Source organism: Novipirellula sp. (assembly GCF_041583735.1).
Lineage (GTDB): Bacteria > Planctomycetota > Planctomycetia > Pirellulales > Pirellulaceae > Novipirellula.
In genome coordinates this window covers 1-5,867 of sequence record NZ_JBFHFD010000555.1, presented here as the reverse complement: position 1 = coordinate 5,867, position 5,867 = coordinate 1, and the positions used below count along the sequence as shown (strand labels likewise).

The 5,867-nt window shown below is 54.2% G+C and carries 5 protein-coding genes and 1 pseudogene; 1 reads left to right on the top strand and 5 read right to left on the bottom strand.

Annotated features, from left to right (window positions below; all coding sequences use genetic code 11):
* The 5 genes and pseudogenes from ABX962_RS28140 to ABX962_RS28120 form a co-directional block, all read right to left on the bottom strand.
* Window positions 1–369, bottom strand: a pseudogene (locus ABX962_RS28140) (disulfide bond formation protein DsbD); the annotation flags it as partial.
* Between the two features lie 57 nt (window positions 370–426).
* Window positions 427–1,533: a phosphotransferase gene (locus ABX962_RS28135; RefSeq protein WP_372724436.1), complete on the bottom strand. Its 1,107-nt coding sequence runs from the start codon at window positions 1,531–1,533 to the stop codon at window positions 427–429.
* Entirely contained in the window at window positions 1,530–2,051 is a 522-nt protein-coding gene (tsaE, locus tag ABX962_RS28130) for a tRNA (adenosine(37)-N6)-threonylcarbamoyltransferase complex ATPase subunit type 1 TsaE (protein ID WP_372724434.1), read from the bottom strand. Before tsaE ends, ABX962_RS28135 begins: the two co-directional genes overlap by 4 nt.
* Window positions 2,052–2,207: 156 nt before the next feature.
* Window positions 2,208–2,408 (bottom strand): hypothetical protein, encoded by a 201-nt coding sequence (locus tag ABX962_RS28125; RefSeq protein ID WP_372724432.1) that lies wholly within the window; start codon window positions 2,406–2,408, stop codon window positions 2,208–2,210.
* Between the two features lie 465 nt (window positions 2,409–2,873).
* Window positions 2,874–4,442 (bottom strand): sulfatase, encoded by a 1,569-nt coding sequence (locus tag ABX962_RS28120; RefSeq protein WP_372724430.1) that lies wholly within the window; start codon window positions 4,440–4,442, stop codon window positions 2,874–2,876.
* 299 nt (window positions 4,443–4,741) lie between these two features.
* Here ABX962_RS28120 and ABX962_RS28115 point away from each other — a divergent pair, with 299 nt between their 5' ends.
* On the top strand, window positions 4,742–5,296 hold the full coding sequence (locus ABX962_RS28115; protein WP_372724428.1) for a hypothetical protein: 555 nt from the start codon (window positions 4,742–4,744) through the stop codon (window positions 5,294–5,296).
* The last annotated feature ends 571 nt before the right edge of the window (window positions 5,297–5,867 follow it).

Here is a 5,867-nt window from a genome sequence, read left to right as displayed (position 1 = left end):
ACTCTTGTGCGGCGCTTCGTCGGGAGCAAACTTGCCCGCCAATTTCACCGACTCGGGTGACTCGATCGACAAGTTTGTCTTCATCGGTCCGCCCGAAGGCTGGGTCACCGAATAGATATGCCATCCCCGGTCCACGTTGACAATGACATCCAATCGACCGCGTGTTCCCGAAGCGTCGACAAAGTACTTCGCCTCCCACTTCGCCGGATCACCAGAATCTTGCCCAAAACCGCCGAGCGAGAAATCGGAAAAGACACTGCCGTCGTTGTCGAATCCCGTCTGCGCGGTTGCGGTTTGCGGGACGCCGACTAACAACGTCAGCAACAAACATCCGAGTCCAAGAAGACTGCCGCCATTTTTATTTATCATTTTCAGTACGCTTTAAATAAGCTCTCTGCCGTGAATCCAATTCGCTTAGCCAACCGATCATTTTCCGAGTTTATCAATCACACGAATCCATTGATCAATCCGCTGGGCAATGTGCTCGTCATCGTAGGAAAAATTCTGGTTCTCAAGCAATAACCAAGATGCCCAGTTTGCGAGGTTAATCCAGGCCGATACTTGAGCTACGTGTTGTGCAAGCACTTCTTGCTGTTCATTCAATGACGATTCTAGCCGATAACCCGCCAATACCGAATGCCATGCATTGTGAACATCGGTACACATCGGCAAAAAGCTAGAGATCCAGCGTGCCAGATCGGTTGCCGGTGCGTCGATACGAACCGCGTCAAAGTCAATCATTCCCGTCACGACGCGAGTTTTCAACGAGTCCCCGTCAAGCGAATCCGCAAAAAAAATATGCTCCGCGTGTACGTCACGCAACACGATTTGCGTCTGCACAGAGTGACGTGATAACGCCGCCATCGTGGCAAGAAACGAGTTTGCGACGCGGTTCCAGTCGGCTCGAAATCGCTCGATCGCCATCTGTAGCGAAAACCGCAACGACGGATGTTCGATTCGCGCTCGATCACTCGCCATGATCGCGTTCATCAGCGGGATCAATTCCTTCAGACGTTTTTGACGAGCCAAAACGCAAGGCGGCGGTTGCTGGTGAATCCCTAGTGAACGGACCGAGCGGTGGAACTTCGCAATCGCAGATGCTCCGCGCGACATTGCTTCATGACGTCGTCGCTCGGTTTCCGCATCCGTCGACGTGTCTCTTGCAAACAGATCGACACCCGCGATGGGCTCAGACCAAGGTTCTCCGGCAACCCACTGAGCCAATTCCCAAACATGCTGTCCGTCATTGATGCCGCTGCGATCGGCTACCGCGGCGTTGATGGACGGACATCGCTTCAACTGAGGCACAAGGTCACATCCATTGTGTTTTGCCGTGACCATCACAAGATGGATCTCGTCCACACGCGAGAGCGGGGTGTGGATGGGATAGCGTTTTAGCGCCCACATTTCTCCGTCGGTGGTGGTAATGCGAAATACGGCTGCACCACTCAAACCCGACGCGATCGGGTCGATCGACTGGATACGGGATCGCTCGAGCCAATTTTCCAGTACCGAACGGGCGGCGTCGATCATGCGGCGTCCCAACCATCGTCGACACACCGCTGGTGAATCAAACGTAGCGATTCATAGAGTGCGTCGTCCTGGGTAAACATTTTGATTTGCCGGTGATTGGCATTCTGCTGGATATCGATTTTGATCCACACGGTTTCGCGTGGCATTACCGAGCAAACGCGATCCGCCCACTCAACCAGGGTCCAGGCCTGGAGATCGTCAAAAAGTTCCTCGACGCCCAACTCCAAAAATTCGTCGTCGTCAGAGACACGGTAGGCATCCAAATGATGCAGCGTGATCGAGCCGTGATGCGTTTGCAGCAGCGTGAATGTGGGGCTCGTCACATCCGCAGGATCGACGCCCATCGCCGCAGCCATCGACTGGACGATCCGCGTCTTGCCTGCCCCCAACGTTCCGACCAATCCAAATGTGATCCCCGCAGCGAGATCGTCAACCATTCGTCGAGCCAGCGCGTCAACATGTTCGAGGTCGAGGTGACGCAAACTCAACGCGAGCTGATTCGTATTTTCGAGGTCCAATGTCCAACGCTCCGATTCCTGGGGAAGCGAAGCATTCTAAGTGCATTATTGGCACGCCGCGAGCCCGCCGGTTTATGCCAAGTGGCGTCGAGAAAAACGTCTCCATGGATGGAACGGCTTACGCCGCCGCTCCGCTATTAAATCCACTCGCTTCCTCTAGGCGGCGTAACGCATTGAGGTCGGCGCGGCAAAATGGGCCAAGGTCGTTTCGAGACACCCCAGCGTTTTTAGCGTTTGTTTGAACAGCGCTGCAGTTTGAGGAGTCGACTCGAAGCCGAGATCCTCGAGCAACTCGAGCATTTCGGCAAGCTCAAACTGAAGCACCAATTCTTCGGGCGTTTGGGGCAACCGGCTCACGGGAATACTCCGACGGGGGATCGAACGAATGGGTGGACGCACGACCACTTTTGAAGTGGCAATCCGTGTTGTCGATCGCGATGACCGACTTCCTCCAAAAGTTTCGTTCGGAAAATTGCTCAAAATCCGATATCAAAATTGCTGTGGTCACCCGCCTGTTCAACTCCCCCCAGCCCGCTGGTGCCGACTGGGTAAAATAGACCGCTGGTCACCGTCGGCATTGCCACTGAACGTGACGCGAAGTAGATAACTGGCGTAGTAGACGAGGCTACAAATCATTTGGGTCTAAGAATGGCACTTGGACTCGTTGCCTGGTCGACAACAGCTTGCCACTCGTTGATCCAACGATATTTAGGAAATGTCACGAATCAACGTCCCGATTTGCACGACAGACACCCCTAGTGCGTCGCTGAAATCCGACGGAAAAGGATGTCCGCCATACGGAAATCATTTTGGGATGGTTACTTAATGGGCCTCTTTGTTTAGCGGTTCCTCGACGACGATCGCTGCTGGGAAATCGGCAGCTTCGTCACCTCCGCGTTTCTCCCAGCGTTTGTTTTGCGAACCGCCGCGTGGCTGATTCATCGGGATGTCCATCCCGCCGGCGTCGCCGAGCATTTCGTACAAGCGGTTCTCCATCTCTTTGGCAACCGATTTGTATTCAGGGTTGGCGATCAAATTCTTCGTTTCGCCAGGATCGCTCGCCAAGTCATACAATTCATCAACGTCCCACAGACCGTAATAGGTGATGTACTTGAACCGATCGCCGCGGAGTGCGAATTGGGTGGGTGATTGGGGAAAATTCTTTTCCCAGTAGTAGACGTAAAGAAAATAATCTCGCCAATCGAGATCGGGATTATTGGGGAGCTCTAAAAAGCTCTTGCCGTCCATGTAATTCGGCGTTTTCAAACCGGCAGCGTTCAGAATTGTCGGCCCGATATCGATGTTGCCGATCACCGATTCGACCACCGTCCCGCCCTCATAAAGCTCAGGACACTGCATCATCATCGGCACTCGGATCGACGCTTCGTATGACACACGCTTGTCGATCAAGCCATGTTCGCCCCACATGAAACCGTTGTCCCCCATGTAGATCACCAACGTCGAATCGTGGACTCCCATCTTTTTAAGCTGATCGAGCACCCGGCCGACGCTATCGTCTACCGCCAATAGCGATTCGCAATAGCGGCGGTACAAGTAATCAAGCCCATTGTTGCTGTGATACGAGAAATCGATTCCGTGCCAACTGTTGCGCTGATCGCGAACCCAGCGAGGCGCATTGTTTTCAGCCGAGATTTCTTTGCCACGCGGCAGAAAGCTAAGGTCCGCATCGGCATAACGGTCAGCGTGTCGTTTGGCGGGCGTAAAATTCGAGTGCACCGCTTTGTGTGACAAATACAAGCAAAACGGCTTGTCCGAGTCTTTTTGCGAATCGAGCCAATCAATCGCGTAATCAGTCAATTCGTCGGTGATGTAACCTTTCTGCTTGACCCGTTTTCCGTTGACGTTCAGCGTGTAATTAGGGCCCGGTGGCAAGTAGTTGCCTTGGCCACGAAAGCTGATCCAGTGGTCAAATCCAGGCCGCGGGTCGTCGTGCTCGCCGCCCATATGCCACTTGCCAATAAAGCCGGTGCGATAGCCTGCTTTCTGAAGGTACTGAGGAAAAAAGATCGTTCCTTCAGGCACCGCACGATTATTGTCGATTACGCGGTGCTTGTGCGTGTACAGTCCCGTCAAAATCGAAGCCCGACTGGGCGAACAAAGCGACGTCGTCACAAACGCATTCTTCAGATGCACGCCATTGGATGCGAGTGAATCGAGATGCGGCGTTTCGAGAAACGGATGCCCCATAAACCCCATCGCGTCGTAGCGATGGTCGTCCGTCAAAATGAACACGACGTTCCGAGGTTCAGCGCCCTCGATCCTGGCAACTGCGGGCAGTTCACCGGAGGTCGATTCCGTAGCCGATTGAGCACCGGCGGCATGACAGGCAATACAAACGAAGAGAGTTCCAGCAAGCAAACGCCAATTCATGAAGTCGTCTCCAAAGCAGATCAGCAAAAGGTTGGGGAGGGTGTGGAAAGTGAACGGAACCACTGGTAACAAGGCAAACGGCTGGACGGAACCAACTGCCGACCAGACCGCGGCTGTACCGAGCGACCAATGATAACTCGACCGCGTGCCAGCGTGGGAATTTGGCTCGCAATCCGTTGGTTCGCTAGCATACCGCAACTGGTAACTTTTGCCGATTGCAGGGATTTATTGGATTGAAACGATTGGGATGGCCGATTTGACAATTATCCACTCGGCAAGACGACGAAGGTCTAAATCCAATGAAACCGACACAGCAACTCTCAATACTGACTCTCTCTATCGCCCTACTTTGGTTCAGCGGATGCTGCGGTCCATCGTGTGGTGGCGTTGCAAATGGTCCCTTCATGCTAGGGGGCGGTGGCTGCGGCACACAAGGGTGTGGTGAATGCGAAGGCTGTGGCGAATTGTATGTTGATCCCTGGATCAACCATCCTGCCGACGCATGTGATCCCTGCGACAAATGCGGGAACCACAACGGCCAATCCTGCGGCAAATGCCGCTCGGTCTTCTCAGGCGTGGAAAGCCTGTGGGGGTACCGCTGTGGCGTCGAAGCGGGTTGTGACAGCGGTTGCGACTCAGGCTGCGAGGTCGGCTGCGGTTGCGAATCCTGTGCTTCCCAATCTTACCCGGGCGAATTCCACTCGGGCGGCGAATACATCTCCGGCGAATCGCACTATCCCGGTGAAACCATCGTTGAATCCAAAGAGCCTGCGTACCAACCCGAACGGACTCGCAAGATCTTTCGCTCGAAACCACAAGTGGCACGCGGCGTCCCCACCCCCGCGAAACGTTAGCCCCTTGCTCGGGAAACGTTAGCCCAATGCTCGCGAAATGGATTGAGTACATTTCAGGCGACGAAACCAAAGAACGGAAGCGGCGATCCCAACGGGTTCGCCGCTTTTTTTTGCGAGTGGCGCGATGACGCCGTAGGACTGCGCGTGTGATCTCGCGATGACACACACCCCCATCTACTTTGGGTAGCGGTGCGACGCAAGCCGTCCGGTTGCCGCGAGTAAAACGTTCGAAATTTACCGGGCGGCTTGCGCCGCACCGCTACAAATGCCACCCGTACAGTGCAAATTCAAATGCACTTTACGCAAGACGCTCGCGCGTCAGCAGATGGTTCACGACGATTGCTATCTTGATTCAAGCGATAGACTGGCCGTACCTCTAACGGTTTGGCTTCCTTGCCATTTGGCTACCAACACTCGTTTCGAACGTTAGCTGGACCGTCAGCGTCAAACCAGCTTAGTAATCAAACCAGCTGCCTACGCCGATCTGCTCTTCGCGTTTGTCAAAGAACTCGAACTGCGTGGTGTAGCCGTTCAAGTATTGCAGTCCAAAACGAATGCGACGCTGCGACGT

Coding starts and splice junctions, on each gene's coding strand:
- ABX962_RS28120 (WP_372724430.1), bottom strand. CDS start 4,442: ATGAATTGGCGTTTGCTTGCTGGAACTCTCTTCGTTTGTATTGCCTGT.
- ABX962_RS28135 (WP_372724436.1), bottom strand. CDS start 1,533: ATGATCGACGCCGCCCGTTCGGTACTGGAAAATTGGCTCGAGCGATCC.
- ABX962_RS28115 (WP_372724428.1), top strand. CDS start 4,742: ATGAAACCGACACAGCAACTCTCAATACTGACTCTCTCTATCGCCCTA.